Here is a 25,286-nt window from a genome sequence, read left to right on the forward strand (position 1 = left end):
TGCCGCACCGGTGCCGGAGGAGACACGCATGCTGCTTCATCACGTCGAGCCGTCGCTGCAGGAGGCGGCCGCCACCGGCCGCCGCGCGCCGGCCTATGCCTGGCTCGTGTTCGGGCTGACCGTCGGCCTGCTGCTGTCGGACTACATGTCGCGGCAGGTGCTCAACGCCGTGTTTCCGTTGCTCAAGCACGCGTGGGGGCTGTCCGACACGCAGCTCGGTTCGCTGTCCGGCGTCGTCGCGCTGCTGGTCGGGCTGCTGACGTTTCCGCTGTCGGTACTCGCCGACCGCTTCGGCCGCGCGCGCAGCATCGTGCTGATGGCCGCGCTATGGAGCGTCGCGACGCTCGGCTGCGCGCTGTCGACCAACTACGCCGAGATGCTCGTGGCGCGCGGGCTCGTCGGGCTCGGCGAAGCCGCGTACGGCAGCGTCGGCGTCGCACTGATCCTCAGCATCTTTCCGGCACGGCTGCGCGCGACGCTGACCGGCGCGTTCATGGCCGGCGGCGCGTTCGGCTCCGTGTTCGGGATGGCGCTCGGCGGCCTCGTCGGCGCGCATCTCGGCTGGCGCTGGTCGTTCGGCGTGATGGCCGCGCTCGGCATCGTGCTGCTCGTCGCGTACCGCGGCGTCGTCACCGAGCGGCGGCTCGCGGCATGCCGTGTCGAACCATGCCGGCCCGTTGCCGATGCGCCGCGCGATTTGCGCGGCAGCGTGCGCGTGCTGATGACGGGGCTGTTCGCGTCGCGTTCGGTGATCTGCGCGTATGTCGGCAGCGGGCTGCACCTGTTCGTGCCCGGCGCGCTGTTCGCGTGGTTGCCGAGCTACCTGAACCGCTATTACGCGATGGCGCCGGACCGCGCCGCCGTGCTCGCGGCCGGCTTCGTGCTGCTGTCGGGCGTCGGGATGGTCGGCTGCGGGATCGTCACCGATCGCGTCGGGCGTACCGACGGCGCGCGCAAATGGCTGACCGCGATCGCGTATTGCGTGCTGACCGGCGTGTGCCTCGCGGTCGCGTTCCGGCTGCCGCCCGGGCCGCTGCAGCTCGCGCTGATCTGCGCGGGGATGCTGGTCGGCGCGGGCGCGTCCGGCGCCTCGGGTGCGATGGTCGCGAACCTGACGCCGGCCGCGATCCACGCATCGGCGTTCGCGACGCTCACGCTCGCCAACAACCTGCTCGGCATGGCGCCGGGCCCGCTGCTGACGGGATGGGCCGCCGATCGCGCCGGGCTCGTCGGCGCACTGCAATGGATTCCCGTCGTGCCGCTCGCGGCCGCCGTGCTGTTCGCGATCGGACGCGCGAGCTACGCGGCCGATCTCGCGCGCGTCGAACGCGAACGGCGCGCATCCCGTCTTTCCTGAACCGAACCCACCTGGAGGCTGCATGACCCTGGCGACCGCGCCCACCATCCTGATCGTGCCCGGCTTGCGCGATCACGTCGAAGACCACTGGCAGACGCATCTGCAACGACGCCTGCCGAACGCGCGCGCCGTCGCGCCACTCGATGCCGACAAGCTGAGCCGCAATGCACGCGTCGCGGCGCTCGATGCGGCGCTGGCCGCGATCGACGGGCCGGTGATTCTCGTCGCGCACAGCGCGGGCGTGATGATCGCCGTGCATTGGGCGCAGCACGCCACGCGGGCGATCGATGGCGCGCTGCTCGCCGCGCCGGCCGATCTCGATACGCCGATGCCCGCAGGCTATCCGACACCCGATGCGCTCGACGCGCACGGCTGGACGCCGGTGCCGACCCGGCCGCTGCCGTTTCCGAGCATCGTGGCCGCAAGCCGCAACGATCCGCTGGCGCGCTTCGAACGCGCCGAGGCGCTCGCGGCGGGGTGGGGCAGCAAGCTCGTCGATCTCGGCGAGGTCGGGCACCTGAACCCGGCGTCCGGGTATGGCGAGTGGCATGACGCGGAGCGGCTGATCGGGGAGGTGGCAGCGCTCGGTGAAAGCCGTTCCAGGCTGACAGGCTGACATTCTCCACATCAATCGGGCGCGCCATCGTCTCTTCGGGCGCTATGATTGGCGGCAACGCGGCCGCTTGTTTCGAATGCAGGCAAGTGGCTGATTGCTCATGTTTTTCAAGACGGAATGCTGTCATGGCCCCCAAAAGAAAGACGCTGTACGGGGTTGAACTGAAACCCCGCACGATCATCCGTCCCACGGCGGAAATCAAGGCTTCAACGGAAACCGACAAAGGCGACGTGCTTCGCGCCGCCCGAAAAGTCATTTCCGAACACCGCGATGTGCTGGTCGCGTTGAAAGATCGTTGATTTGCTCGATCTTGATTACGTCATCACGATTCACGACGCAATCATCCGGGACCTTGGCGGTCTGAGCGGATTCGCTCATGCCGGCCGGGGCGGTGTCGAAGCCGCCCTGCATCGCGTCGACAATCATGCCCATTACGCGGAGGCCTGGACGACGTGTTCGGTATTGCCGCGACCTATGCGGTTGCCATCGCACGCGGGCACGTATTCAACGATGCCAACAAGCGCACCGGCCTCACCTGTGCATTGACGTATATGGAGCAGCAGGGAATTGCGATTCCTCGCCTCGCCGATCTCGAAGATCTTATGGTCGATGTGGCGGACGGCGGCGTAACCAGCGAGGAATTGGCTGAATATTTCAGTGCAATCTGGGAACTGTCCCGGTCCCGCTAACGACATCACGTCGCGTCGTTCTCTCATCAGCCATCCTTTCAATCATTCAACGGCGCGCGGAAATTCTGCTCACTATCCTGGCGTCCGGTCGTCGTGGTGAGGCGTTTGGCCATAGTCGGCGAAATCGGTCCATTCCGCCTTACGTCGATATACGACGTCTTAACACGCGACATGGGTTCGATTCTGGAAATCCGAGGAGACCCTCGATATCCCTTGGATCGCATTCCCGGAAGGTTTTTGTTAGGGAAATTCCCGCCCCGCGCCGCTCGGTTTTTTGTTGACCGACATCGTATAACACCGTCATGATTTCCCGAAAGAAAGGTCCCATCCACCGACCGTAGCGAGGAGACATGAACACCACCACGATCGCGCGCCGTGTCCGCCGGATCGCCCTGGCGCTGGGCCTGACGCTGTCGGCCGCGGCCGCCGTCGCGGCCCCCGTGTCGCTGAATGTCGTCGACGTCGCGGGCAACCTGCAGCTCACGCAGAAGGCCATCGAGGCGTTCAGGGAGAAGAACCCGAATCTCGTATCGAACGTCACGTTCACGAACGCGCCCGCGCCGCAGCTGCCGGGCAAGATCAAGGCGATGCAGGCGGCGGGGCGCGCCGACATCGACCTCGTGCTGACGGGCACCGACGCACTGGCCGCCGGCATCGAGCAGAACCTGTGGCTGAAGCTGCTGCCCGACAACGCGGGCGCATTCCCCGGCGTGCTCGATAGGTACGCGCCCGGCCCGCGCAAGATGCAGGATGTCGCGCAGGGCTTCGGCCTCGAAGTCACCTACATGCCGGCCGGCCCGTTGCTCGAATACAACCCGGCGAAGGTCAGCGACCCGCCGAAGACGCCCGAGCAACTGCTCGCGTGGTGCAAGGCGCATCCGAACAAGCTGATCTACGCGCGCCCGGCCAACTCGGGCCCCGGCCGCACGTTCCTGATGGGGCTGCCGTACGTGCTCGGCGACAAGAACCCGCAGGACCCGGTCAACGGCTGGGACAAGACCTGGGCGTTCCTGAAGCAGCTCAACGACTGCGTGCCGTACTACCCGGGCGGCACGTCGGCCGTGATGAAGGAGCTCGGCGAAGGCACGCGCGACATGACCGTGACCGTCACCGGCTGGGACCTGAACCCGCGCGCGCTCGGCATCGTGCCGGCCGACTTCCGGATCCAGGCGTTCGACAACATGACGTGGGTCAACGACGCGCACTACATGGTGATCCCGAAGGGCGTGCCGAAGGACAAGCTCGACGTGCTGTTCAAGCTGATGAACTTCCTGCTCGAACCGGCCCAGCAGGCGATGACCTACGACGACGGCTACTTCTATCCGGGCCCGTCGGTGAAGGGCGTGACGCTCGAGATGGCACCCGCGCACAGCCAGGAGGTGATCAGGAAGTTCGGCCGCCCCGAGTACGCGAAGCTGCTCGCGGATCGTCCGCACGTGCAGCCGCTCAACGCGCAGGCGATGGTCGCCGCGTTCCAGAAATGGGACCGCGAGATCGGCTCGCAGAAATCGAAATGACGCAACAACCCGCGGGCGCGGCGGCGCCCGCGCCGACGGAGTGCGCGTAATGAAGCACAGTTTCGAACGGTTGCGGCTCGACGGCGTGTGCCGCAGCTTCACCAACGCGGAGGGCGCGCAGGTCGCCGCACTGAACGGGCTCGATCTCGACATCCGGCGCGGCGAGTTCATCGCGCTGCTCGGCCCGTCGGGCTGCGGCAAGTCGACCGCGCTGAACTGCATCGCCGGGCTGCAGCCGCTCACGAGCGGCGGCATCTGGCTCGACGACACGCGCATCGACGTGCTGCCGCCCGAGCGCCGCGGCTTCGGGATGGTGTTCCAGAACTACGCGCTGTTTCCGCACATGTCGGTGCTCGAGAACGTCGGCTTCGGGCTGAAGATGCGCGGGCTGCCGAAGCAGGAAACGCGGCGGCGCGCGCAGCAGGCGCTCGAACTCGTGCAGCTCGTCGGCCACGAGGGCAAGCTGCCCGGGCAGCTGTCGGGCGGGCAGCAGCAGCGCGTCGCGATCGCGCGCGCGATCGTCATCGAGCCGCCGCTGGTGCTGATGGACGAACCGCTGTCGAATCTCGACACGAAGCTGCGCATCGAGATGCGCGCCGAGATCCGCCGCATCCATACGCAGCTCGAACGCGCGACGATCTACGTGACGCACGACCAGGACGAGGCGCTGTCGATGGCCGACCGCATCGTCGTGATGAAGGAGGGCGTCGTGCAGCAGGTCGCGTCGCCGAAGGACGTGTACACGCGCCCGCACAACCTGCACGTCGCGCGCTTCATGGGCTATCGCAACGTGCTGCCGTTCACGCTCGAAGGAATGGCCGGCGACTACGTGAGCGTCGCCGCCGCCGGCGTGCGCGTCACCGGCGTGCCGATGGCCGGCTTCGACGGCAAGGACGTCGTGGTCGCGCTGCGCCCCGACGACATCGAGCGCGCGGAAGAAGGGGCCGACAACGCCTTCGACGCGACCGTCGAAACGGTCGAGTACGGCGGCCGCGATTCGCTGATCCGCGCGATCACGCCGTTCGGCCCGATCTGGGCGCGGGTCGCCGGCGAATTCGCGGAAGGCGAGCGGCTGCGGCTGCGCGTCGCGCCGGCGCGCACGCTCGTCTATGCGGGAGCCGCGCAATGAACGGCCGCCGCCCCGCGCGCACGGGAGCGCGCCACCGGGAGACCGCATGAGCACGCTCGCGACCGGCGGCACGCCGCGCGACACGAAGGCGTGGCTCGTCACGCCCGCGCTCGCGTTCATCGTCGCGCTGTTCATCTATCCGTTCGCCTACGGCCTCGTGCTGTCGTTCCAGCCGATGAACGGCGGCGGCGCGCTCGCGAACTACGTGCAGTTCTTCACCGACAACGCGATGTGGCCGACCGTGCTCGTCACGCTGAAGCTCGCGGTGCCCGCGACGCTGATCAACGTCGGCATCTCGGTGCCCGTCGCGTTCGCGCTGCGCCGCAACTCGCCGTACCAGAAGTTCGTCACGACGCTGCTCGTGATTCCGGTCACGCTCGGCACGGTGCTCGTCGCCGACGGGATGCTCACGTACTTCGGCCCGAACGGCTGGTTCCCGCAGGCGCTGCAGGGGCTGCACCTGTATACCGACGAAGTGCGCCTCACGCACAACTACTGGGGCGTGCTGCTGTCGCTGATCGTGTCGGGCTTTCCGTTCGCGTTCCTGCTGATGCTGTCGTACATCAGCGGCATCGACCCGACGCTCGCGCGCGCCGCGGCCACGCTCGGCGCGAACCCGTGGCAGCAGTTCCGGCAGATCTACCTGCCGCTGCTCGTGCCGGGTCTCACGATGGCCGCGTGCCTGTCGTTCGTGCAGGCGTTCTCGGTGTTCCCGTCGGCCGTGCTGCTCGGCGCGCCGGCCGGGCCGACGCGCGTGATCTCGATCGCGGCCGCCGAAGCCGCGTTCGAGAGCTACGACTATTCGCTCGCATCGGCGATCGCGATCGTGATGGGCTTCGTGCAGCTGCTGGTGGTCGCGTCGATGCTCGGCGCGCGCCGCTTCTTCTACACGGGGCCGGTGACAGGGGTCAAGGGCTGATGGCGACCGACCATGATGCGGCGCCGACCTGGCCGCCGAAGCAGGACGCGCCCGATGCACGCGCCGTCAACGCGAGGACACCACGGAAGATGAGAAGCAACCTCGCCGGCCGGGCATGGAAGGCACTCGTCTGGGGGCTGATGGCGTTCTTCCTGCTGAACGTGACGCTGCTGATTGCCACCGTCGCGGTGAACTCGGTCGCGACGCGCTGGTTCGGTACACCGCTGCCGCAGGGCTTCACGCTGCACTGGTATGCGAAGGCGTGGGAAGACTTCCAGCTCGCGAGCGTGCTGTGGGTGACGCTCGAAGTGGTCGGCGCGGTCGTGCTGCTGTCGGTCGCGCTCGGCGTGCCGGCCGCCTATGCGCTCGCGCGCGTGCCGTTCCGCGGCAAGCGCTTCGCGCTGCTGGTGTTCCTGCTGCCGCTGATGGTGCCGCCCGTCACGTACGGGATCCCGATGGCGACCGTGATGTACAAGGTCGGGCTCGCCGGCACGCTGCCGGGCGTGATCCTCGCGAACCTCGTGCCGGCGCTGCCGTTCGTGATCCTCGTGATGACGCCGTTCATCGAGCAGATCGATCCGAATCTCGAGGCCGCCGCGCGCATCTTCGGCGCGAACACGTGGCGTTATTTCCGCTACGTGCTGCTGCCGCTGCTGGTGCCCGGCATGCTCGCGGCCGGGCTGCTCGTGCTGGTGCGCACGATCGGGATGTTCGAGCTGACCTTCTTCACCGCGGGCCCGAGCACGCAGACGCTCGTCGTCGCGCTGTATTACGCGGTGTTCTCGACCGGCGTGCGCGCACCGCAGTCGATCGACGCGATGGCGATGATCTACATGGCCATCACGCTCGTATGGGTCGTGATCGCGCTGCAGTTCGTGAGCCCGACGCAGTTGGTCAGCCGCGTGAAGCAGGAGCGGCAGTAAGCGACAGCGGCCGGGCAGCGCGCGGGCGTCGTGCAGTCGGTTACAAATGGATACCGCGAGCGATGCGCGGACGTTGCAGACTACGCAGCATACCGGCTCGGCGATGCGTTCACCGGCATTGCCGCATGCCGTCCGACCTTCACCCGATTCGCGGAGTTCCATGAAGTTTCCCACGCTGCTGACGCTCGGCTGTGCGGCCACGCTGCTCGCCGCCTGCAACCTGCTCCACGACGGCCCCGGATCGAGCGACGTCGACGCCGCGGTGCGCCGCGCGCTCGAAGCGGAAAACCACGGCGGCCTGAACGCGCTGCTCGGCCAGCCGCTGCCCGTGTCGGCCGACGTGATCTCGGCGAAACCCGACGGCGACTGCAGGAAGACCGGCGAGCGCACCTACACGTGCGACGTCGTGATCACGTGGCGCAACGGCGATTACGCGCCGTCGCGCGCGAACCTGACCTTCGTCAAGGCCGCCGACGGTTCGTGGCAGACCTCGGGCGTCGACGCCGCGATCGCGACGGGCGCCGCCAAGTCGCTGATCGACAGGATCGGCAAGGCGTGGCCGGGCAATGCGGCCAGCGGTGCGTCGGCGCCGCAGTGACGCGCCCGAGACGGGGTTCGTCGCGCTTTCTGCCGAGTACGGTCCCGGCGATCGGGACCGCATCATCCTTCTTCCGACGCTGACGACCGGCGGTCCGCGCGCAGCCGTGCGAGTCACGCGCCGGTCAGCGCCCGCGCCCGGCGGCACCGGTCACCGGTGCGGTCTGCGCCGGGCGACTGACCCGGTCGAGCCGGCGGCATCCGCGCCGGTCCCGGACGATTGCACGACACGTGCCTCGGCGGCGCGGATATCGTCCGGATACTGACACTTCAGCGGCTTGCAGCCTGCTTGTTGAAGCTGGCGTAACCGGGCGACGACCTCGGCACGCGTGACGGGGCCGCTGGCCGACTGCGCGAACGACACGACAGATGTGCCGCGACCGGTGGCCCAGCTGGTTCGACCGGCGCTTAAGTCCGGAATAACGAAGAAAAAGGGTGCAAACGCGGACTCGTGTCGGCCGGGCCCATCCTCGGCATGTGGGCCGGCATATAGGGAAAACCCTTAATCCGCGCTATAATCACGACCTAGAAGAAAGGTCGAACCATGCCCGAACGTTTCCAATCCCTTGAAAAATTTGTGTTTTCCCTGGTCGTGATGTCCGCGGTCGTCTGCTCCGCATTCCTTGCGTACGAGCGTCACCCCGAGATCAAGATCGCGCTGCACGAAGGCGAAGCGCTGATGCGCGAAAGCGCCAAGTATTCGGTCATCTGCTCGCCGTCCAAGGTCGATCCTTGCGTCGAGATGTCCGCTTACTGAGCGTCGCCTCCCGCTGCTCCCGCTGACCCATCCCCGCTGATTCCCGCCGACGCGCGGCCGATGGCCGACACGCGCCGGCGGCGCGCATCGCGCACCCACGCGCACCGGTTCCGGTCGCGCGTCGGCTAAGTACCACCTCTCTTCGATTCTCCTATGCCGCTGCGGCGTCCTGTCCGCAACGCGTCTTCCCGTCTTCACGTCCTCCTGGCCGGCGCGTCGCTGCCGACGCCGGGCGCGGCACACTGTCGCCGCTCACCATCGCGCATGCCGCACTCAATCCGCCGTCACGACATGCCGCGGCTCGCCGCTCGCAAACGCCGTGACGTTGTCGACGAGCTGGTCGGCCAGCGCCTGCATCGCCTCGTCGCTCGCCCACGCGACATGCGGCGTCAGGATGAACGCCGGATGCGACAGAATCGCGTGGAACGGATGCGCGGCCGGCAGCGGCTCCTGCGTCACCACGTCGAACCCCGCGCCCGCGATCTGCCCCGACTGCAGCGCGTCGACGAGCGCGCTTTCATCCACGAGCCCGCCGCGCGCGGTGTTGATCAGCAGCGGGCGGCGCGCCATCCGCGCGAAGGCGGCCGCATCGATCAGGTTCCGGGTCGCCGGCGTCAGCGGGCAATGCAGCGTGATCACGTCGCTGTCGCGCAGCAGCGTGTCGAGCGGCACACGATCGCCACCCCGGGCGTCGCCGTGCGCGACGAACAGCACGTGCATGCCGAGCGCGCGGGCGATGGCGGCCACCGCACGGCCGAGCACGCCGTCGCCGACGATGCCGAGCGTCGCGCCGGCCAGGTCGCGGATCGGATGATCGAAGAAGCAGAACTGCCCGCTGTCGAGCCAGCGTCCCGCGCGCACCGCGTCGCGATATGCGACGAGGCTGCGCCGCAGCGCGAAGATCAGCGCGAACGTGTGCTCGGGCACCGTGCGCACCGCATACCCGCGAATGTTGCTGACGACGATGCCGCGCGCCGCGCAGGCCTCGAGATCGACGACGTCGGTGCCGGTCGCGGCGATCGCGATCATTTTCAGGTGCGGCGCGCGGTCGAGCGCCGCCGCGTCGAGCCGGACCTTGTTGGTCACGACGATGTCCGCGTCGCCGATACGCGCGGCGACTTCGTGCGCGGCCGTCCGTTCGAAGGCCTGGAGTGCATGCGGAAACGGGAGCGGCTTCAGCACGGTCTGCGGCGACAGCGTCGCGCGGTCGAGAAACACGATCTTCGCGGGAGAGGAGCGGGAAAACATGGCGGGTCTCACTGACGGGCGCCCGGCGGGCGCGCAACGGCAACGATTCTGCCAACGGCGCGCGTGATCGGGCTTGACCGTTGCGCGAGCGCGCTTTCCCGCGCGGAAAGGCCGGCGCCCCTCGCAGGCGAGGGCGCGACGTTCTCCCGGTTCGCTGCCTTTCCGTTCGGGAAAGGCAGGTTGAGCATCGATCGATTTTCGCCGGGCGCGAACGCCGTCATGATCGCCGTCATCGACAACACGATTTCTTCGGAGACAGTCATGACGCGCCCCCTGGACGGTATCCGCGTGCTGGAACTCGGCCAACTGATCGCCGGGCCCTTCGCGGGCCGGATGCTCGCCGAATTCGGCGCGGACGTGATCAAGGTCGAGCCGCCCGGCGTCGGCGACCCGCTGCGCAAATGGCGGCTGCTGCACGACGGCACGTCGGTCTGGTGGGCCGCGCAGTCGCGTAACAAGCGCTCGCTCGCGCTCGACCTGCGCACGCCCGAAGGGCAGGACGCCGTGCGCCGCCTCGTCGCCGGGACCGACGTGCTGATCGAGAACTTCCGGCCCGGCACGCTCGAAGGATGGGGGCTCGGCTGGGAGGCGCTGTCCGCGATCAACCCGCGGCTCGTGATGCTGCGCGTCTCGGGCTTCGGCCAGACCGGCCCGTATCGCGACCGGCCCGGCTTCGGCGTGATCGCCGAGGCGATGGGCGGCCTGCGCCACCTGACCGGCGAACCGGGCCGCACGCCGGTGCGCGTCGGCGTGTCGCTCGGCGATTCGCTGTCGGCGCTGCACGGCGTGATCGGCATCCTGCTCGCGCTGCGGCATCGCGAGCAGCAGGGCGGCAAGGGGCAGGTCGTCGACGTCGCGCTGTACGAATCCGTCTTCAACATGATGGAAAGCCTGCTGCCCGAATACTCGGCGTTCGGCGCCGTGCGCGAGGCGGCCGGCAGCAGCCTGCCCGGCATCGCGCCGACCAACGCGTACCGCTGCCGTGACGGCAAGTACGCGCTGATCGCCGGCAACGGCGACAGCATCTTCCGGCGCCTGATGGAACTGATCGGGCGCCCCGATCTCGGCAACGATCCCGCGCTCGCGCACAACGACGGGCGCGTCGCGCAGGTCGCGCGCATCGACGCGGCGATCGGCGCTTGGAGCGCGCGGTACGACCTCGACGAGGTGCTCGCCGCGCTGAACGACGCGCGCATTCCGTCCGGGCGCATCTACGACGTCGCGGACATCGCGGCCGATCCGCATTACCGCGCGCGCGACATGATCGTCGACGCGGCGCTGCCCGACGGCACGCCCGTGCTCGTGCCGGGCATCGTGCCGAAACTCGGCGCGACGCCGGGACGCATCGAGCGTCCCGCACCCGCGCTCGGCGCCGACAGCGACGCGGTACTCGAATCGATCGGCATCGATGCCGCGACGCGCGACGACTGGCGCACGCGCCGCGTGATCTGAACCAGCCACCGGGACAACGACATGAGCAAGCCCCCCCAACGACTCTACCTCCACGAAGTCGCGACGCGCGACGGTTTCCAGAATGAAGCGGCGTTCGTCGACACCGACGACAAGATCGCGCTCGTCGACGCATTGAGCGCATGCGGCTTCGCGAAGATCGAGGTCACGTCGTTCACGTCGCCGAAGGCGATCCCCGCGCTGCGCGACGCGGAGGCCGTGATGCACGGCATCATGCGCGCGCCGGGCGTCGTCTATACGGTGCTCGTGCCGAACGTGCGCGGCGCGGAGCGTGCGCTGTCGTGCGGCGTCGACGAGGTGAACCTCGTGATGTCAATGAGCGAGAGCCACAACCGCGCGAACCTGCGGATGACCCGCGAGCAGTCGTTCGCGCAGCTGCGCGACGTGATCGACGCGGTGCGCGGCTCGGGCGTCGCGATCAACGTGTCGCTGTCGACCGCGATGGGTTGTCCGATGGAAGGCGACGTGCGTGACGAAACCGTGCTCGCGTGGATGCAGCGCTTCGCGGATCTCGGCGTGCACGGCTTCACGCTGTGCGACACGACCGGCATGGCGTATCCGTCGCAGGTGCGCGGGCTGGCCGGACGCGCGCGCGGACGCTTCGGCGCGTTGCAGCTCACGCTGCACTTTCACAACACGCGCGGGATGGCGCTCGCGAACACGCTCGCCGCGCTCGACGCCGGCATCGACCGCTTCGACGCGTCGCTCGGCGGGCTCGGCGGCTGTCCGTACGCGCCGGGCGCGACCGGCAACGCATGCACCGAGGAGCTCGTGCACATGCTCGCGCTCGACGGCTACGATACGGGCATCGACCTCGCGGCCGTGCTCGCCGCGGCCGCACGGCTGCCCGCGCTGATCGGGCATGACGTGCCGAGCCAGATCCTGAAGGCCGGGCGCCGCTCGGACCTTCATCCGCCGCCGCGCGCCGAAGCCGGCGACATGCCGGCGCAGCGGGCTTTCTCGTGAACAGGAGCGAATCACATGGCGCTGATTGACCACCTCGACCACCTCGTGCTGACCTGCGTCGATCCCGAGCGGACGAAGCATTTCTACACGGAAGTGCTGCAGATGCAGCTCGAAACCTTCGGCGCGGGCCGGCTCGCGTTCCGTTTCGGCAACCAGAAGATCAACCTGCACGTGCGCGGCGCGGAGTTCGAGCCGAAGGCGCACGTGCCGGTGCCCGGTGCGCTCGACCTGTGCTTCATCGCGTCGGTGCCGCTCGACGACGTGATCGCGCATCTGCAACGCGTCGAATGGCCGATCGTCGAAGGGCCCGTCGAACGCACCGGTGCGACGCGCAAGATCCGGTCGGTGTACGTGCGCGACCCGGACCTGAACCTGATCGAGATCTCCGAGTTGATCTGAGTTGCGCCGGGCGGCGGCCGTCGTGCCGCTTCATCGCGGCCGGTCCGCCCGTTCGCGCACGCGCCGGCAGAACCTGCCCGCTGCGCGGCAGTCCTCCGCCGAAAGCGGACAGGCGCCCGCCGCGCCCGCCGATTCCGGATAGCCGGCCCCGGTCGCGTTGCGGATAATGGTGCAACGGCGTCGGCCCGTCCGCCGCCTTCGCCGCGGGCACCGCGAACGTCCCGCGTATCCGCAATCCGACCCAGGCGCTTCCCGCATGACGATCCTCTATCGCGGCATGGACCGCGCGGCGCTCGACGCCGCCTACCTGAACACGAAGGCCATTCCCGATTTCCCGGCCGTGCTCGCATCGTGCCAGGCACGCAGCAGGGCGCTTTACGATGCGACGCCCGGGCGGCGCGACCTGCGTTACGGCGCAGGTTCCGAGCAGCGCTTCGACTGGCTGCCGTGCGGCCGTCCCGGCGCGCCGCTGTTCGTGTTCATTCACGGCGGCTACTGGCAGCACTGCGCGAAGGAGGATTTCGCGTACGCGGCCGCCGGGCCGCTCGCGCGCGGCTTCGACGTCGTGCTCGCCGAATACACGCTCGCCCCGGCCGCATCGATGACCGACATCGTCGGCGAGATCGGCACGTTGCTCGACCATCTCGCGGCCGATCCCGACGGCATCGGCACCGCACGGCGGCCGATCCACCTGGGCGGTCACTCGGCGGGCGGCCACCTGACGGCCGTGCATCGCGCGCATCCGGCCGTCGTATCGGCGCTGGCGATCAGCCCGCTCGTCGATCTCGAGCCGATCTCGCTCTCCGTGCTCGACGACAAACTGAATCTGACCGCACGGGAAATCGCCGCATACAGCCCGCTGCGTCATGTCGGGCCCGGCGCGCCGACCGTCATCGCGGTCGGCGCGGCCGAGCTGCCGGAACTCGTGCGCCACGCACACGAATACGCGGACGCATGCGAAGCGGCCGGCGAGCGGGTCGCGCGCGCATGGCTGCCCGGCATGCAGCACTTCACGGTGCTCGACGATCTCGCGACGCCCGACAGTGCGATGCTCGCCGCGTTGCAGGCGATCGGGCCGCGCTGACCGCGCCGGATTGCACCCATTCGCGCCAATCCGCGCCGCGCGGCCGGGCGTATGATCGGCATCAGGCCGGTCCGGCGCCATTCGCCCGCGCCGCACGGCTTTCCCCTGGACCTTCATCATGGTGAACCCGCTTCATTTCGATTTGCAGTCGCTGCGCGTGTTCGCGCTCGTCGCCGAGCACGGCAGCCTGACCAAGGCGGCCGAACACGGCCAGCTCACGCTGTCCGCGGTCAGCAAGCGCATCGCCGAACTCGAAAGCGTGACCGGCAGCGCGCTGTTCGTCCGGCATGCGCGCGGTGTCGAGCTGACGCCGGCGGGCCGCGCGCTGCTCGACCATGCGGCGAAGGTGATCGAGCAGGTCAACCGGATGGCGCACGAGATGAGCGACTACGTCGCCGGCGTGCGCGGCCACATTCACGTGTGGACCAACACGTCGGCCATCGTCCAGTTTCTGCCGGCCGATCTCGCCGCATTCCTCACCGACAATCCGGGCATCAAGGTCAGTCTCGAGGAGCGGCTGAGCCACGAGATCGTCGACGCGCTCGAGGCCGGCAAGGCCGATCTCGGCGTGTTCGCGGACAACGTGCCCGCGCCCGGCATCGAACGCCGGCTGTACCGGCGTGACGAGCTCGTGCTGCTCGTGCCGCGCGGACATCGCTTCGCCGCGCACGACAGCATCCGTTTCGCGGATACGCTCGATGAAGACTACGTCGGCCTGAGCGACGGCAGCTCGCTGCTTGCGCGGATGACCGATGCCGCATTCGCGGCCGAACGCTCGCTGAAGCTGCGCATCCAGGTATCGAATTTCGACGGCGTGAGCCGGATGATCGAGGCCGGGCTCGGCATCGGCGTGTTGCCGCGCGACGCGGTAACCGGCGAGCGCGCCGCGCGGCTCGGGGTCGTGAAGCTCGACGACGCGTGGGCCACGCGCACGCTGTGGGTCGGCGTGAAGGCCGGCACCGTGCTGACCACCGACATCGCGAAGCTGTTCGATTTCATGTCGGCGCGCTGAGCGCGCCGTCGACGCGAGGCACGGGGCGCGCATTCGCACGCCCCGTGCCGGTCGCCGCGTCATACCGGGTTGATGTCGTCCTGGCTGCGCCGCGTGGTCAGCGGCCCGAGCACGCGCAACGTGACGGCGACGATGCCGAGCGCGACCGAGATCACGCCGAACATCGCACCCGCGCCGTGTTCGGCCAGCACCGGCAACAGCACGAACGGCAGCACGCCGCTGACGATGCGCGACAGCGAGTACGTGCTGCCGATCGCGGTCGAGCGTACGCGCGCCGGGAAGATCTCCGCCTGGTACACGTGATATGCGTTGCTGAACACGTTCGATGCACAGGTCGTCAGGAAGCCGAAGCAGACGATCAGCGCCGTATTGCCCGAGTACGCGAAGCACAGCCCGAACGCGGCGATCGACAGGATCGACACGATCACGAGCGTGCGGCGCTCGATCCAGTTCAGCAGCGGAATCGACAGCAGCGAGCCGATCGGATAACCGATGAACGACAGTGCAATGAACAACGTGCTGTCCGTCACGTCGAACCCGCGGCTCTTGACGACCGTGCCCGCGAGCGTGCCGAAGCCGTAATAGCCGAAGCCCTGGAACAGGTGGAACACCGCGAGCATCAGGTAGCGCGCGCCGTAAGGCCGGCGGCGCAGCAGCGCGATGCGCTCGCCGAGGCTCAGCGGGCGCCGCGGCTCGGCCGATGCCGCGAACTGCTCGGGCACGCGCACGCCGGCGCTGTCCGCGAAGCGCCGCGCCGCGGCATGCGCATCCGCGATGCGGCCCTGCGCGAGCAGCCAGCGCGGGCTTTCCGGCAGCCGGTGCTGGACCAGCAGCATGTACACGGCACCGAGGCTGCCGATCGCGAGGATGATGCGCCAGCCGGCCACGCCCGCGACATGCAGCGGGTTCAGCCACAGCGCGAGGAAGCCGACCAGCGGCACCGCGACGTACGAAGTCGTATAGGCCCACGCGGCGAGCCGTCCGCGCTTCTCCTTCGGCAGGATTTCCGACAGGAAACTGTCGGCGACCGGGTAGATCGCGCCGACGCCGATACCCGTCAGGAACCGGCATGCGACCAGCATGTCGGCGTTCACCGAGAACGCGCCGATCAGCGAGAACGCGCTGTACCAGACGAGCGTCAGCAGGAACGCCTTGCGCCGGCCGATGCGGTCGGCGAGGGTGCCGAGACACATCGCGCCGACGAACATCCCGATGAATGCCGATGCCAGCAGCAGCTTGAAATCGGCGCTTTGCCGGCTCAGTCCGTATTCGTGCTGCAGCGCGGAACCGATCGTGCTGACGAGGAAGATCTCGTACATGTCGAAGAACAGCCCGATGCCGATGACCCAGACGACGAACCGGTGTAGCGCACCGACCGGCAGGTCGTCCATGAATTCGCCGAGCGTGATGCCGCGGGCGGGCAGGGCCGTCGCATCGGCGCCGGCCCGGGCCGCGGGCGGTACGGCGGACGCGGGTCCGCCCGCGGTGCCGCCAAGGTCGAGGGGTTGGCTGTTCATCGTGTCTCCTGATTGTCAATTCGCCGTGGCGCGACGCCCGGCCGTTCGTGGCCGGCATCACAGGCCGGTCGCGCGACGCGACGCATGCGCGCGCCGGGCCCGCGAAAGGCCGGATGAGCGAGTGGCGCCGATCGTCCGAAACATGGTGGGCGAATTTGCGCGGCGCGATAATTGCGGATGCTTCAAGCACCCTTTCCCGAGCAGAAAGGCTGCGGAACGCCCGCGCCACGGGCGTCGGAAACAAGGCCGGCCGCTGCGGGAACGCAAGGACAGGGATAACCATGGGTCATGCTGCGCGCTCGGCGATCGGATCGGCAGCTGGAACGTAATCGTCGGCTGCCTGATGTTGACCGCGCTCGCCGGCCGCGCGGCTGACGGCCTGCGCGGCGCTCGCATATCGGGTGCGCGGCCGATAGCGCCGATCACGGGCTGGCCCGTGGGCGACGGACTGGCGTAGCATGGGCGCAGTTGCGGGGATGCCGTTGCGCGCCCCGTTCGGACGCGACGATCCGGGAACGCGTCGCGCCGCGCGCGGGCGAGCGTCATCGCCCGATCGTCCGCCGTATCCGACACCGCTTTCGCATGGCCGGCTCCGCGCAAAGCGCCGTGAGCACACCACGTGCCGAACCCGATCCAGCCACTTCGGCCGGCACCCGGCCGCGGCATTCCGATCCCCGACGTTGCAGGAGGCAACGACATGAATCGACCGACCGACAACCGGACGCTGTTGCGCACGCTCGGCATCCGCACCCCGATCATCCAGGCGCCGATGGCCGGCGTCAGCACGCCCGCGCTGGCGGCTGCCGTGTCGAACGCGGGCGGGCTCGGCTCGCTCGGCGTCGGCGCGACGAACGCCGACGGCGCGCGCACGATGATCCGCGACACGCGCGCGCTCACCGACCTGCCGTTCAACATCAACCTGTTCTGCCATCAGCCGGCCCGTGCCGACGCCGCCGTCGAACGCGCGTGGCTCGACTGGCTCGCGCCGGCGTTCCGCGAACAGGGCGCGGCGCCGCCGGCGTCACTGTCGGAGATCTACACGAGCTTCGTCGCGGACGATGCGATGCTCGCGATGCTGGTCGAAGAAAAACCGGCGGTCGTGAGCTTTCATTTCGGGTTGCCGTCCGATGAGGCCATCGCCGTGTTGAAGCGCGCGGGCATCACGCTGTTCGCGGCCGCGACGAATCTCGACGAAGCCCGGCAGATCGCCGCGGCCGGCATCGATGCGATCGTCGCGCAGGGCATCGAGGCCGGCGGCCACCGCGGCGTGTTCGACTCGACGGCACACGACGACGGACTCGGCACGTTCGCGCTGACGCGCCTGATCGTGCGCGAATGCGCGCTGCCGGTGATCGCCGCCGGCGGCATCATGGACGGCGACGGCATCGCCGCGGCGCTCGCCCTCGGCGCGCAGGCCGCGCAACTCGGCACCGCCTTCGTCGCGTGTCCGGAGACATCGATCGACGACGGCTATCGTCGCGCGCTCCTCGGCGACGCGGCGCGCCGCACGACCTTCACGACCGCGATTTCCGGCCGCCTCGCGCGCGGCATCGCGAACCGCCTGACCGCGCTCGGCGACGATCCGCATGCACCGGCCACGCCGGCCTATCCGATCGCGTACGACGCCGGCAAAGCGCTGCATGCGGCCGCCAAGGCGAACGGCGAGTTCGGCTACGGCGCGCAGTGGGCCGGGCAGGCGGCGCCGCTCGTCCGGTCGCTGCCGGCGGCCGAACTGTTCGCGACGCTCGAGCGCGAGACGCGAGCGGCCATCGCGCGGTTGCAGCACGTGCTGGACTGATTCCCGGGCCGCGCGCGCCGACGCTCGGCGAATGCGCCGCTACGCCACTGCAACGCGCATCGACGGCCACAAAATTGCAACGTTCTGTATCCGCGCGCCGCGTGGATACAGCGCGATACAACGCATGGGCCCGGGCCCGCTATAAAGCGGACATGACCTCTTGAGGAGCACGACATGTCTGCGACATGGTTCAACGGATCCTGCCACTGCGGCACGGTGAAATTCGAAGTCCGGACCGCGCTTGCGCCGGCGGTTCGCTGCAACTGCAGCCTCTGCCGCCGTCGCGGCGCGCTGATGAGCCCGATGTTCGCTGCGGCCGACCTCAAGATCGTCGCGGGCGAGGGCGCGCTGACGCTCTACCGCTTCAACACGCGCACGGCCCGTCACTATTTCTGCAGCCGGTGCGGCATCTATCCGTTTCACCAGACGCGCAAGGACCCCGCGTGCTGGCGCGTCAATCTCGGCTGTCTTGACGGCGTCGATCCGTACGCGCTCGACGCGGCGGTCGCCGACGGCGCGAGCCTTTCCGTCGTGGAGGACGCATGAAACGCTGGCTGATGATCCTGCTGTTCGCCGCGGGCGGGCTCGCAACCGAAATCGCACATCCGGTCCAGTGTTCGCTGCTGTCGATCAGCCGAACGCGGACCGGCAATCGCCGGGGTCGAAACGACGGATGCAGGGACTGAGCGCGAGCGGGGCGCCGCGCGTATCGCATCCTGTTGATCGGAAACGATAATCATGCTCCCGATAAGATCGCACGCGATATATAATGCGTTCATCTGCGACACGATCCCGTGTCGATGGAGGACGCTCATGAAACCGACCGAAGCACAATCGCCCGCCACGCCGCAACTGTCCGAGTTCCTGTGTTTTGCGATCTACTCGACGAACCTCGCGTTCGGCAAGGCATACAAGCCGATCCTCGAAGAGCTCGGCCTCACGTACACGCAATACATCACGATCATTGCGCTGTGGGAGGAGGGCAACCAGACGGTCGGGCAGCTCGGCGAAAAGCTGTTTCTCGAGTCGAACACGCTGACACCGATCCTGAAGAAGCTCGAGGCGATGGGCTATCTGGAGCGGCACCGCGATCCGTCGGACGAGCGCCAGGTGCTCGTGAGCCTGACGAAAAGCGGCCGCCGCGTGCGCGAGAAGGGGCTCGACATGAACCTGGTCGAAGCCACCGGGCTGAAGCCCGACGAGTTCGCGAAGATGCAGAAGGCGATCGTCACGCTGCGCGGCAACCTGATCGCTTCGATCGACGAATAGACGAATAAACGCAGGTTTCGATATCGGGCCGGCGACGCGATTGCCGCCGGCTCCCTCCGCGATTGCCATACATTTCCGGCGGCCAGGAACCGGCGCACCGCTGCGCCCGGTCCGTTACGACCGGCTCTGCGGCTGGCCCGTCCCGGTCTCCGCGCGCCCCAGCACCAGCAAATGCATGTCGCGACGCGTCGTGAAGCCGAGTGCCCGATAGCGCTCGGTCGCGATGTGATTCGACGTGAGCACGTGCAGGAACGGCATTTCTTCCCGCGCGCGGATCGCCGCGATCAATGACCGGATCAGTCCGGCTGCGAGGCCCTGGCCCCGAAACGCGGGATCCACGCACACGGCGCTGATCTCGGCATGGCCGCCGGCTCTCATCCGCTCACCGGCCATCGCCACGAGCCGGCCCTGCCTCCGGATACCGATATAACCACCGAACTCGACGGTGCGCGGCCCGAACGGGCCCGGTTCCGTCGCCGCGATCAGCTCGAGCATCTCCGGCACGTCGGCTTCGCTCAGCCGGACAGGCGCCAAAGGATGTGCGTCGTCGAGTGCGCCTCGCCAGATCATTTGATGCAGCATCGCGCGCCGGACCACGGAAAAACCGGTCGGCGTCGTGATCTCGTCCGGCGTGACCAGAGCCGCCGGTCCGTGCGCGTCGACCAGTTCGCGCAACGCGTCCAGAGCGACCGGACTGCGGTCGGCCATGCCGGCAAACGGCGCGAGCGTGGGAGGGAACCGCCGCGCACGCTCGTCGCCGAGTGCGAAACGCTGCTGCTCGCCGGCGAGCGCATTCCATACGACATTGTCGAGCGGATGCGATCCGACTGCTTCGCGTCCCGTCGTTGCTTCCCGCATCGCCTGCTCCTGGATTGAAGGCCGTCCGTCGCACAGCATAGACGCGATCGCCCGCACATGTTGCAGACGAATAAAAAGCGCATACGATTACATCGCATGCGCTTTATTTGACTGGCGGTATCGCCGATTTCGTCGCGACATTCAATGACCGAAATAGATCGAGCGCTCGGCCGTGCGAATCGCGCTGCGACTGCCGGATTGCGCCGCGCCGTCGGCGTTGCCGCCATAACCGGCTGCCTGCGTGTCGGTCGCCGTCGTGTCGTTGTCGCGAACCCGCTTCAGCGCTGCCTGCAGGTTGTCCGGATAGGCCGGATCGTTCGGGCGATTCGGCAGATAGCCGGCCTGCTGGAGCGCGGCCAGCTCCGCCCGCACCTGCGCACGCGTCACGGTGCTTTCGGTCGCGAAGGCCGGCGCGGCAACGGCAGCCGACACGGCGACGAGCAGGGCTGCAATCAGTTGGGACTTCATCATTCACCTCGGTAGAAAAGAGTGCGTCCAGGGTTGTGCGCGGCACGCCGGCAATCGGCGCCGAACTCGGTTTCGTTCAATGGCCGAAGTAGATCGAGCGCTCGGCGACACGCGTGACGGAACGGCTGCCCGACTGCGTGGCGGCTGCAGTGTCGCTGCCATAACCGGACGCCGACGCATCGGCCGCGACGGTGTCGTTCGCGTGGATACGGGTCAGCGCCGCCTGCAGGTCGTCCGGATAGTGCGGATCGTTCGCACGGCCCGGCACATAGCCGGCTTGCTGCAGCTGGAAGAGTTCGGCACGCACTTGTGCACGGGTCACGACGGCGTCATTGGCAAAGGCCGGCGCGGCAACGGCAGCGGATACGGCGACGAGAACGGCAGCGATCAATTGGGTTTTCATCATTCACCTCGACAAGAAAATGGCAGGACATTCGTGAGAGCGGCGCCTGGCCGCCCGATGCAATGCTCAGACGATGCGGATCTCGACGTCGATGTTGCCGCGCGTCGCCTTCGAGTACGGGCAGGTCTGATGCGCGGTGTCGACGATGTGCTGCACGACGTCACGATCGAGCCCGGGCACGCTTACGTTCAAGCGGGCCTGCAGGAAGTACGCGTTGCCGCCGATGCCCAGGTCCACTTCGGTGTCGACCGCGAGGTCGGCCGGCAGCGTCACCTTCGCCGCGCGCGCTGCAAGCTGCATCGCGCCGATGAAGCAGGCCGACCAGCCGGCTGCGAACAATTGTTCCGGGTTGGTGCCGGTGCCGGCGCTGCCCGGCGACGACAGCTGGATGTCGAGGCGGCCGTCGGAACTGCGCGCCGCGCCGTCGCGGCCACCGGAAGTCGTGTGCGTCTTGCCCGTGTACAGCACTTTTTCGATCTTGCTCATCGTTCACTCCGTCAGGTTGGAAGGTTTTCTCAGGTGCGATTCGATCGCATGCGATGCAGTTTCGTCGAGACGTCGAGCGCCGTCAAGCGGATTCGATTAAATCGTATGCGATATTTTGTATTTCAATGTATCCGGATCGTGTCGGGCCTTGCGGGACAAGGCCCGACGGCGATGCATCCCTTATATTGATAAGACGGCGCGCGAGCGGAAATTTCACGGCGGGCAGGGCAGACGCCCGCCGGAAGGGGCGTTGTCTCGGCGGCGGCAACCCGGTTACGCCGCTCGAATTTCGGCGATCACGACCAGGATCACGGCCGCGTCGGCCGGCAACTGGCGCTGGGAAAAGGCCGAGCGCGCGTGTCCCGCCTTGTCGCCCAGCACGGCGGCGAACAGGTCGGAGGCACCGTCGATCACGGCCGGCTGGCCGTAGAAGCCGTCGGCCGACGCGACGTGGCCCTCGACCCGCACGATGTGATGCAGGCGGTCGAACCCGCCCAGGTGCCGGTTGATCTGCGCGAGCACGTTCAGCGCCGCGAGCTGCGCCGCGTGTCGACCGTCATCGACGCTCAGTTGTTCGCCGACGCGGCCCGTATAGGCCACCTTGCCGTCGGCAAGCGGCAGTTGCCCGGACACGAACAACAGGTTGCCGGCTTCGCTGACGGCGGTATAGCTGCCGAGCGGTTGCGGCGGTTCGGGTAGCGTGAAGCCGAGTTCGGCCAGCTTCTGTTCGATCGTCATCGTGTTCTCCTTCTGGGATGGTTGATGGGTCGGCCGCAGCGCGAAAGCGCCGCTCGCCAGAACTTCCGTGAGTCACTCTAGTGAGGCGGTCAGGGCCGGTAAATATCGTTCGCGCAATTGATTCGACACACGATGTAACGAATCGCGCGCGGCACGAAACGACGCGAACGCATGCAGGCGCCGCCGCCCGGTGGTGCCTGCCGAGCTCGCCGGCTCGCTGGTTTCCCGCCCGGGATTCATGCACACTCGTTGCCTCGACGTCCGGCGATGGAAGCGCCGGACACGGCAGGAGCCCCCTCATGCAACGAAAATTCGACGACCTCCTGCTCGGCAGCATCGAGCTGTTCTGCCTGGCAGCCGAACTCGGCAGCTTCACGCTCGCCGCGACCGCGGCGAGCGTTACGCCGGCCGCGGTCAGCCGGTCGGTCGCGCGGCTCGAGGAGCGTCTCGGTGTCCGCCTGTTCGTACGGACGACGCGCCAGATCCGCCTGACCGATTCCGGGCGGCGCTACTTCGAGCAATGCCGTGATGCGCTGTCGCAGCTCGTCGATGCGGAGCGCGAAGCAACGGGCCAGCAGGCAACCCCGGCGGGCGTGCTGCGCATCAGCATGCCGACGCCTTACGGACACTATCGCGTGCTGCCGCTGCTGCCCGCGTTTCGCGAGCGATACCCGGACGTACGCGTCGACACGCATCTGAGCAACCGCAACATCGACTTCGCCGAGGAGGGCTTCGATCTTGCGATCCGCGGCCGTGCGCCGGCGGATTCGAGCCTCGTCGCGCGCACGCTGGAGGACGCCGAACTCGTCGTCGTCGCAACGCCCGGCTACCTGAAGCGCGCCGGCGTGCCGCGCGCCATCGACGATCTGCACGCGCACGAATGCATCCAGTTCGAGCTCCCGAGCAGCGGCCGGCCGATTCCGTGGCTGTTCGACGACGGCGCGGCGGAAATCGAAATCGCGACGACCGGCGGCTACGGCGCATCGGGCGACGTCCTCGCCGGCGTCACGCTCGCACGCAGCGGCGCGGGCCTGTTCCAGACCTATCGCTTCATCGTCGAACGGGACCTGCGGGAGGGCACGCTCACGGAGGTGCTGTCCGGCCAGGGCGGGCGGTCGCGGCCGTTCGTGCTGCTGTATCCGCATGCACGCTATCTGTCGTCGCGTGTACGCGTCTTCGTCGACTTTCTCATCGAACATCTGGAGCAGGCGCCCGGCAAGCGGGCGCGCTAGCCGCGTCCGGTCACACCGGCAACGGGGCGGGGAGGGGCGCGAACGGCACGGCTGCGCCGCTGGCGGGCCGCCTCGCGCCATCCGCGCCGGCGCGTTCTCGCTACCGTGCGCTCAGTGCCCGGCGCTCTGGCCGCCGTCCACATGCAGGATCTCGCCGGTGACGAACGGCGCTGAATCGAGATACAGGATCGCGCCGACGATGTCGCTCATCTCGCCCATCCGGCCGACCGGATGCAGCGATGCGAGCATCGCATGCGTGTCGGGTGCATGCATCGGCGACTTGATGATGCCGGGCGACACGGCGTTCACGCGGATGCCGGCCTTCGCATACTCGATCGCGAGCGACTTCGTCGCCGCATTGAGGCCGCCTTTCGTCAGCGATGCGAGCACCGACGGTACGTTGCTGTTCGCGTGGTCGACGAGGCTCGTCGTGATGCTGACCACGTGTCCGCTGCCGTGCCGCTGCATCGCCGCGATCGCGCACTGCGTGACGTGGAAGAAGCCGTCCAGGTTCACGCGGGTGATGGCCGCATAGTCGTCCGCCGTGTACTGCGTGAACGGCTTCGCGATGAAGATGCCGGCGTTGTTGACGAGCGTGTCGACCCGGCCGAAGCGCTCGATGGCGGTGTCGACCACACGCCGCGCGACCGGCGGCTCGCCGATGTCGCCCGCGATGGTGACGAGATCGGGATCGTCCGACGGCCCGATCGAACGGGACGTCGCGACCACCCGATGGCCCAGTGCGCGGAATGCGTTGACCGTTTCAGCACCGATGCCTTGCGATGCGCCGGTGACGATGATGACTTTGGAAGTGCTCATGAGATGCCTCGACAGGTGACTGGTTTTCGGCTTCAGTGCCGACCGGATCGATGAATCCGATGGACCAGACTCTAGGCGCGCCGGGCCGGAGTTCGAACACCCACCGTGGACCAACAGTCTTGCGTCGCAGGAACAAATGCGGGGAAGTGCGGGGACGGCCGCGGCGGCGATCGGTGCAGCAGCGGTGTGGGTAGAGATGGCTCGACGTGACCGCCAACGAGCCGGCAATAGTGCGATGACGCGCGTCGAATCGTCGTGAATCCGGACGTTTGCGCGGTCAAATGCTGCGAACGCTGCGTGCTGGTTTGCTCGTGACACATTGGGCACTTCGTTCGTTTGTCGATGCTATCCGGATAACTTTTCTTATCACAATAGCTTCATTGTTTGCACAAAGTCTCGAGTCTGAAAACGCGTCTGACCGAACCTTCACACGCATCATCGGATGGCTCCGAAAAGCGGATCAGGGCAGGGCTACCGCCGGATGCGCATGCTCGGTGCGCTATCCGGCACTCGTAACGCGACCCAAACTGGCGCAAATCTGCCCGGATCCGCAGATGCGATCCGATATCGCCCGCGCCGGACGATGCCGATCCATTCATGCCAGATGCTTGCTCCGGCCGAAAAATTCAGGGGGAATGGGCGGCGCTATACCCGGCCCACCAGCGAAGCGCCGAACGGGAATGCGAGTACGGCCGTTGGGAGGCGTTCTGGGACGTGGCGCTTGCCGTTGTCGACTCGCTTGCCCCGGACGCCCGGAGCGCAACCGCGTGCGCGGATTTGCTTTACGCGATTGCGCGCGACCACGAGCTGGAACACGTTTCGATCATGCCTTGTCGCGGTAGAACGCCACCGGCTTGCGTCCTCACACAAATCCTGCCAAGCCGTGCTCACGCAACCGGGCGACCAGCCGGCGAATCTGTCGTGTCGTCAACTCCAGCCGTTCGGCCGCGCGGCCAGGCCTCAGGCCCAAATCCACTACAGCCTGGATTACCTTCAGACGGTCGAGTTCTCGCAT

At 67.9% G+C, this 25,286-nt stretch carries 30 protein-coding genes and 1 pseudogene; 20 read left to right on the forward strand and 11 right to left on the reverse strand.

Annotated features, from left to right (window positions below; translation table 11 throughout):
• Positions 1-28 precede the first annotated feature (28 nt).
• The 9 genes from DIE21_RS10260 to DIE21_RS10295 all read left to right on the forward strand — a co-directional run bounded on the left by DIE21_RS10260 (position 29) and on the right by DIE21_RS10295 (position 7,748).
• Positions 29-1,357: an MFS transporter gene (locus DIE21_RS10260; RefSeq protein WP_124497593.1), complete on the forward strand. Its 1,329-nt coding sequence runs from the start codon at positions 29-31 to the stop codon at positions 1,355-1,357.
• A gap of 22 nt (positions 1,358-1,379) precedes the next feature.
• Positions 1,380-1,973: an alpha/beta hydrolase gene (locus tag DIE21_RS10265; protein WP_124497594.1), complete on the forward strand. Its 594-nt coding sequence runs from the start codon at positions 1,380-1,382 to the stop codon at positions 1,971-1,973.
• Positions 1,974-2,098: 125 nt separating this feature from the next.
• Complete coding sequence (locus DIE21_RS37155; protein ID WP_185640561.1) at positions 2,099-2,272, forward strand: hypothetical protein; 174 nt, start codon at positions 2,099-2,101, stop codon at positions 2,270-2,272.
• Between the two features lie 69 nt (positions 2,273-2,341).
• Positions 2,342-2,662 (forward strand): type II toxin-antitoxin system death-on-curing family toxin, encoded by a 321-nt coding sequence (locus DIE21_RS37715; protein ID WP_409364627.1) that lies wholly within the window; start codon positions 2,342-2,344, stop codon positions 2,660-2,662.
• A gap of 350 nt (positions 2,663-3,012) precedes the next feature.
• Positions 3,013-4,179, forward strand: a complete 1,167-nt coding sequence (locus tag DIE21_RS10275; protein ID WP_124497595.1) for an ABC transporter substrate-binding protein — start codon at positions 3,013-3,015, stop codon at positions 4,177-4,179.
• Between the two features lie 49 nt (positions 4,180-4,228).
• Positions 4,229-5,308, forward strand: coding sequence for an ABC transporter ATP-binding protein (locus DIE21_RS10280; RefSeq protein WP_124497596.1), 1,080 nt, complete (start codon positions 4,229-4,231; stop codon positions 5,306-5,308).
• A 46-nt stretch (positions 5,309-5,354) separates the two neighbouring features.
• Complete coding sequence (locus DIE21_RS10285) at positions 5,355-6,227, forward strand: ABC transporter permease (protein ID WP_124497597.1); 873 nt, start codon at positions 5,355-5,357, stop codon at positions 6,225-6,227.
• Positions 6,227-7,150, forward strand: coding sequence for an ABC transporter permease (locus DIE21_RS10290; RefSeq protein WP_124497598.1), 924 nt, complete (start codon positions 6,227-6,229; stop codon positions 7,148-7,150). Before DIE21_RS10285 ends, DIE21_RS10290 begins: the two co-directional genes overlap by 1 nt.
• A gap of 160 nt (positions 7,151-7,310) precedes the next feature.
• Positions 7,311-7,748, forward strand: a complete 438-nt coding sequence (locus tag DIE21_RS10295; protein WP_124497599.1) for a hypothetical protein — start codon at positions 7,311-7,313, stop codon at positions 7,746-7,748.
• Between the two features lie 150 nt (positions 7,749-7,898).
• Here DIE21_RS10295 and DIE21_RS38255 read toward each other — a convergent pair whose 3' ends face one another.
• Entirely contained in the window at positions 7,899-8,111 is a 213-nt protein-coding gene (locus tag DIE21_RS38255; protein WP_409364626.1) for a DUF4148 domain-containing protein, read from the reverse strand.
• Positions 8,112-8,291: 180 nt separating this feature from the next.
• On the opposite strand from DIE21_RS38255, the gene DIE21_RS10305 reads away from it, so the two are divergent.
• Positions 8,292-8,504: a hypothetical protein gene (locus DIE21_RS10305; protein ID WP_014897011.1), complete on the forward strand. Its 213-nt coding sequence runs from the start codon at positions 8,292-8,294 to the stop codon at positions 8,502-8,504.
• A 273-nt stretch (positions 8,505-8,777) separates the two neighbouring features.
• Here DIE21_RS10305 and DIE21_RS10310 read toward each other — a convergent pair whose 3' ends face one another.
• Positions 8,778-9,752: a D-2-hydroxyacid dehydrogenase gene (locus DIE21_RS10310; protein ID WP_124497600.1), complete on the reverse strand. Its 975-nt coding sequence runs from the start codon at positions 9,750-9,752 to the stop codon at positions 8,778-8,780.
• Between the two features lie 8 nt (positions 9,753-9,760).
• Positions 9,761-10,015 (reverse strand): hypothetical protein, encoded by a 255-nt coding sequence (locus tag DIE21_RS10315; RefSeq protein WP_124497601.1) that lies wholly within the window; start codon positions 10,013-10,015, stop codon positions 9,761-9,763.
• Here DIE21_RS10315 and DIE21_RS10320 point away from each other — a divergent pair.
• From DIE21_RS10320 to DIE21_RS10340, 5 genes are all read left to right on the forward strand, one after another.
• On the forward strand, positions 10,014-11,204 hold the full coding sequence (locus tag DIE21_RS10320) for a CaiB/BaiF CoA-transferase family protein (RefSeq protein WP_124497602.1): 1,191 nt from the start codon (positions 10,014-10,016) through the stop codon (positions 11,202-11,204). The genes DIE21_RS10315 and DIE21_RS10320 overlap by 2 nt on opposite strands.
• A 21-nt stretch (positions 11,205-11,225) precedes the next feature.
• Positions 11,226-12,188 (forward strand): hydroxymethylglutaryl-CoA lyase, encoded by a 963-nt coding sequence (locus DIE21_RS10325; protein WP_124497603.1) that lies wholly within the window; start codon positions 11,226-11,228, stop codon positions 12,186-12,188.
• 15 nt (positions 12,189-12,203) lie between these two features.
• Positions 12,204-12,587, forward strand: coding sequence for a VOC family protein (locus DIE21_RS10330; RefSeq protein WP_124497604.1), 384 nt, complete (start codon positions 12,204-12,206; stop codon positions 12,585-12,587).
• 256 nt (positions 12,588-12,843) lie between these two features.
• Positions 12,844-13,671 (forward strand): alpha/beta hydrolase, encoded by an 828-nt coding sequence (locus DIE21_RS10335; protein ID WP_124497605.1) that lies wholly within the window; start codon positions 12,844-12,846, stop codon positions 13,669-13,671.
• Between the two features lie 118 nt (positions 13,672-13,789).
• Positions 13,790-14,683, forward strand: coding sequence for a LysR family transcriptional regulator (locus DIE21_RS10340; RefSeq protein ID WP_124497606.1), 894 nt, complete (start codon positions 13,790-13,792; stop codon positions 14,681-14,683).
• A 59-nt stretch (positions 14,684-14,742) separates the two neighbouring features.
• Here the strand turns inward: DIE21_RS10340 and DIE21_RS10345 are convergent, their stop codons facing one another.
• Entirely contained in the window at positions 14,743-16,200 is a 1,458-nt protein-coding gene (locus DIE21_RS10345) for an MFS transporter (RefSeq protein WP_124497607.1), read from the reverse strand.
• Between the two features lie 697 nt (positions 16,201-16,897).
• Between DIE21_RS10345 and DIE21_RS10350 the strand changes: the two genes are divergently transcribed.
• From DIE21_RS10350 to DIE21_RS10360, 4 genes are all read left to right on the forward strand, one after another.
• Positions 16,898-17,998 carry a nitronate monooxygenase family protein gene (locus DIE21_RS10350; protein ID WP_124497608.1) on the forward strand — a complete coding sequence of 367 codons (1,101 nt, stop codon included), beginning with the start codon at positions 16,898-16,900 and terminating at the stop codon, positions 17,996-17,998.
• Between the two features lie 174 nt (positions 17,999-18,172).
• Positions 18,173-18,544, forward strand: coding sequence for a GFA family protein (locus tag DIE21_RS10355; protein WP_124497609.1), 372 nt, complete (start codon positions 18,173-18,175; stop codon positions 18,542-18,544).
• The gene (locus DIE21_RS37160; protein ID WP_185640560.1) at positions 18,541-18,684 is read left to right on the forward strand and encodes a hypothetical protein; all 144 of its coding nucleotides are present in this window, start codon (positions 18,541-18,543) and stop codon (positions 18,682-18,684) included. The genes DIE21_RS10355 and DIE21_RS37160 overlap by 4 nt, the downstream gene beginning before the upstream one ends.
• A gap of 127 nt (positions 18,685-18,811) precedes the next feature.
• Complete coding sequence (locus DIE21_RS10360; RefSeq protein WP_124497610.1) at positions 18,812-19,267, forward strand: MarR family winged helix-turn-helix transcriptional regulator; 456 nt, start codon at positions 18,812-18,814, stop codon at positions 19,265-19,267.
• A gap of 114 nt (positions 19,268-19,381) precedes the next feature.
• Here the strand turns inward: DIE21_RS10360 and DIE21_RS10365 are convergent, their stop codons facing one another.
• From DIE21_RS10365 to DIE21_RS10385, 5 genes are all read right to left on the reverse strand, one after another.
• Positions 19,382-20,125, reverse strand: a complete 744-nt coding sequence (locus DIE21_RS10365; RefSeq protein ID WP_124497611.1) for a GNAT family N-acetyltransferase — start codon at positions 20,123-20,125, stop codon at positions 19,382-19,384.
• A gap of 141 nt (positions 20,126-20,266) precedes the next feature.
• Positions 20,267-20,596, reverse strand: coding sequence for a DUF4148 domain-containing protein (locus DIE21_RS10370; protein WP_124497612.1), 330 nt, complete (start codon positions 20,594-20,596; stop codon positions 20,267-20,269).
• A 73-nt stretch (positions 20,597-20,669) separates the two neighbouring features.
• Positions 20,670-20,996: a DUF4148 domain-containing protein gene (locus DIE21_RS10375; protein WP_124497613.1), complete on the reverse strand. Its 327-nt coding sequence runs from the start codon at positions 20,994-20,996 to the stop codon at positions 20,670-20,672.
• A 66-nt stretch (positions 20,997-21,062) separates the two neighbouring features.
• Complete coding sequence (locus DIE21_RS10380; RefSeq protein ID WP_124497614.1) at positions 21,063-21,482, reverse strand: organic hydroperoxide resistance protein; 420 nt, start codon at positions 21,480-21,482, stop codon at positions 21,063-21,065.
• A 273-nt stretch (positions 21,483-21,755) separates the two neighbouring features.
• Complete coding sequence (locus DIE21_RS10385) at positions 21,756-22,220, reverse strand: RidA family protein (protein ID WP_124497615.1); 465 nt, start codon at positions 22,218-22,220, stop codon at positions 21,756-21,758.
• Between the two features lie 299 nt (positions 22,221-22,519).
• Here DIE21_RS10385 and DIE21_RS10390 point away from each other — a divergent pair, with 299 nt between their 5' ends.
• Positions 22,520-23,452 (forward strand): LysR family transcriptional regulator, encoded by a 933-nt coding sequence (locus DIE21_RS10390; protein WP_124497616.1) that lies wholly within the window; start codon positions 22,520-22,522, stop codon positions 23,450-23,452.
• Between the two features lie 111 nt (positions 23,453-23,563).
• Here DIE21_RS10390 and DIE21_RS10395 read toward each other — a convergent pair whose 3' ends face one another.
• Both DIE21_RS10395 and DIE21_RS10400 read right to left on the reverse strand, forming a co-directional pair.
• Complete coding sequence (locus tag DIE21_RS10395) at positions 23,564-24,271, reverse strand: SDR family NAD(P)-dependent oxidoreductase (protein WP_124497617.1); 708 nt, start codon at positions 24,269-24,271, stop codon at positions 23,564-23,566.
• A gap of 865 nt (positions 24,272-25,136) precedes the next feature.
• Positions 25,137-25,286 (reverse strand): annotated as a pseudogene (locus tag DIE21_RS10400) (helix-turn-helix domain-containing protein); the annotation flags it as partial.

It is taken from the genome of Burkholderia sp. Bp9140 (assembly GCF_003853425.1).
Lineage (GTDB): Bacteria > Pseudomonadota > Gammaproteobacteria > Burkholderiales > Burkholderiaceae > Burkholderia.